2 protein-coding genes are annotated in these 3498 nt (G+C 58.4%); one reads left to right on the top strand and one right to left on the bottom strand.

Translation table 11 applies throughout. The features are described from left to right. Positions 1–535: 535 nt before the first annotated feature. Positions 536–2200 (bottom strand): pyridoxal phosphate-dependent decarboxylase family protein, encoded by a 1665-nt coding sequence (locus VGE80_RS01410; RefSeq protein ID WP_440591404.1) that lies wholly within the window; start codon positions 2198–2200, stop codon positions 536–538. Positions 2201–2644: 444 nt separating this feature from the next. Between VGE80_RS01410 and VGE80_RS01405 the strand changes: the two genes are divergently transcribed. Next, a partial coding sequence (locus tag VGE80_RS01405; protein ID WP_440591403.1) for a hypothetical protein occupies positions 2645–3498 on the top strand: 854 nt, incomplete at its 3' end.

Genomic DNA, 3498 nt, shown 5'->3' with positions numbered 1-3498 from the left:
TCCGATCGAGGATCGACTCGGCCAGCATGGGGAAATTCTTTGCATGGTGATGTGTCACAAACACGAACGTCAGGTCGGGTTTGCGACCCAATTCACCCGCCACCACATGCACGGTTTCTTGAATTGCCGCACTGAGGCTGGACTTTTCGGACACTGCACTTGCAAACGGCATTTCCTGATCCGATCCTTCGCTGAACTGCACTTCCTTCTGAATGGGCGAGGGCGACGTTACCGACACTAACGCGAACTCGCACCAACCTTCAAGCGACGCACCACCAAAGCCCCATCAGGACCAATCAGGCTTCGCTTGTGGAAGGCCTCAGAGCAACAGTTTCAGGAACTTTGCGGAAAACAACGCCCCCGTCCCTGCTGTCGCGTTGTGCACGACGGCGGTGGCCCATCCGAGGCCAAGTCCTTCCGTTGACCCGTCCTCGCGCCCGCCCCTTTTGGGGGTGAATCTGAGAGATGTTGGGTGTCGCCCCCCAGGGCGAGCATATTCGTCCCTTCCCCAGGAATGAAGTCAGTCGCCCGACTTTCACGCATTTTGTGCGGCGGAATCTTCGGCGGCGATTTTGGCACGGGCCTTCCACAACGACTCCAGAACTGCCTCGACATAGCGTTCTTCGGCGAAAGGACTGAGGAGATAACTTTTCAGAGCCACGATCGGCTCACCATATTCACTTTCGCAGTAGCAGTCGGTCAGCGAAATGACGACCCCTTCGCCGTTGAGCGCGTCTGCCTGGACAAGGTGATAAATGCGGCGATTGTATTCGTTGTGCGCCCGCAACTGGTCGCGGCAGGATTCGTCCTTCTGTTCCTCCTCGGTCACGCTGAACGTGTCGACACCATCCGGATAAACCCGGAACAACGTCACCGGACCGAAGTTCCCCCGGTTGACCACGGTCGTCGCTGCATGTCCTTCCAGGTGCTCCCGCAGTTCTTCCGCCATGGAAACCGCATGGCCCAGCAGCGACCGCAGACCGTCCTTACCAAACAGCCGCAGATTCGCCAGAGCGGCCATCGGCGGACTTCCACCCCGTGTCGTCTCAAGCGTGTACCGCCCGGGGTGATAGTGTCCGTCATGAAACAGGTAAGGCGTGTCAGACTGTTTCCGCGTGATCAATTCCAGATCGGCCGAATTCTTCACCAGAAACAGACTGGAGATGTAGGGGGTGAACCCCGTCTTGTGGAAGTCGATTCCGACTGAATCCGCCAGCGGAAGTTCCTGAATCCGCCGACGTGTCCCCGCCAGGGCCCGCACCGTTCGATGCCGAAAGCCCAGTGGATTGACCGAAAAATTGTAATCGTTGAACACCGACCAGGCCCAACCAATCACCGCATCGGCATGAATATGCGGGTGGTAGTCGAGTTGAAATTCCTTGACGAGACCTTCACGAATCTCGTGAAGAGCTTTCAGATCATCCAGACCAAAGTGGTCGGTCGTCCCCATTGTCGCGATGATCGCTGCAATTTTTCCTCCGCTGGCCAGGATCTCGCGAGCCTTGTCTTCCAGTAACTCAGGAAGGATCTCATTTTCCGATGAACAGGGAATCTTGATCACACTCTCACGCCCCATCCCCAGCCAGTTCGCCACGGTGAGACAGGCATAGTGGGCTCGCTCTGAACAGATGATATAAGCCCGTTCGCGGATTCCCTGCTGGGCTGTCCCGGGACAGGCTTTTTCCAGACCAAGCTTGATCCCGTACAGGAGCGTTCCGGTCCCGCCAAAGGTGAACAGTCCGGCCGAGACAGCGGGGTCGTAACCAATCAGATCGGCCGTCATCGATGAGACCTCGACCTCCGCCACAGCGACCTGACGCGACGATTCTTCGCTCACCAGATTCGGGTTATAGATCGACGGCAACAGACCCCCGATGATACTGGCAATCGTGGGGGGCGGGATGACATTGATCTGAGCCCGCGGATGGCCCCAGATGAACATGCCGGACAGGTGCTCGACGAGCGTCTGAGTGACCTGTTCCAGCGGCACCGGACCGTCAGCGACTCGCGACCGCTTGGCCTCGTCGTAGTCGAGAATCTCAGACTTGCCCAGTAACGGAGAAACCGATTTCATCTCATCCAGTTGATCCAGCGCCCTGAGGAACGAGAACACAAAATAGGCATCGTGGACCCGATCAGAAACGGGCTGGGGAAAAGCCTGCCGCAACGACGTGACCAGATCCAGATAGCTTGCTGTCATCAGTCTGTTTCCTGAAGAGGCTGGTTTGTCGTCGAATGAGCCAGACTCGAATTTCCACTTTTGTCCCGTCAGACACAGTTGGGCTGCCCGATGCGGGTGCATTTCGATGATGGGCGGGCCACATAACCGGAAGGCCTTGCGTCCCCCCGAATCATTCGAACTGCATGTGTGTAAACTCGTTCTGCTTCGAAGGATTTATATGATAGACACCCAGAGCTGCAAAGGATTGATCGTGCCAGCGTCGCCCCTGATGGGAAAGAGGCTTTGCGTCATCGCGAAGGGGGGGCTTGGCCCGGCCGCTCCGATACGGGATAACACTGTCCAGCAAATAACTTCGTCCAGCAAATAACACTGCCCAGCCAAGCCTTCCTGCGACACGGCACCAGCGATCGTGGATGCCCTTCTCCTTTTGATTGAACGTCATCCACGCAAAGAGCCTCTGATATGCCGCGTCTGTTCTATGGAAACTTCGACTTCGAACATCGGCTGGCCGACCCGCGGCGGGAACCGACAAAACTTCTCAAGCGGCTGAACGCGGAGCTGGCGACCTCGTGGCTGGCCATTGCTGACGATGACGACATGATCTGGACCCCTGCTGCAATCGATGCGGAGTTCTTCCGCCAGGCCCTCGCAGCGGGCTTGCCACGCGTTGTGCCCATAGAGAGCTGGGACCAGACCCCCCGTGGTGTGGAGCTCGTCCCCTGGGGTTGGTCCCGCGAGGCCCTTGCCCTGGTCGAACGACTTGAAGCGTCCGGAAAGGTCCCTTCGCATGACGCTGTCCGTCAGGCAAACTCACGCGCCACGTCTCACCGTCTTGAACAGGGCTGGAAGGTCGGTCTGCAGGGGGCACGACGCATCAGCAATCTGCACGAACTCGAAGACATCCTCGGAACCAGCTCCGAACAACCCTGGGTCATTAAATCGGAGTACGGGATGTCGGGCCGGGAACGGATCCGGGGACGCGGGGCACCGACGGAAGCCGACCTGCAATGGCTGCGGCGACGACTGGGGCCGGGAAACTCGGTCTTCTATGAACCCTGGGTCGAACGTGTCGCCGAAGTCGGCATCCAGATCGAGATTCCCCCGACGGGATCACCCCGTCTGGCAGGTCTCGCCACCATGTTCACCGACGAACGGGGACAGTACGCCGGAAGCCTGATTCCATCACCCTCGCAGCAATCCGTCCCCGAAAACTTCGTGTGGCAGGAGGCGATCGAAGTCACCCTGCGCGCGGCGAACGAGCTTCAGTCGCTGGGCTATTTCGGTCCCGTGGGAATTGATGCCATGCAGTACCGAGA

This window comes from Schlesneria sp. (genome assembly GCF_036405755.1).
GTDB lineage: Bacteria > Planctomycetota > Planctomycetia > Planctomycetales > Planctomycetaceae > Schlesneria > Schlesneria sphaerica.
This window is presented reverse-complemented; position numbering and strand designations above follow the sequence as displayed.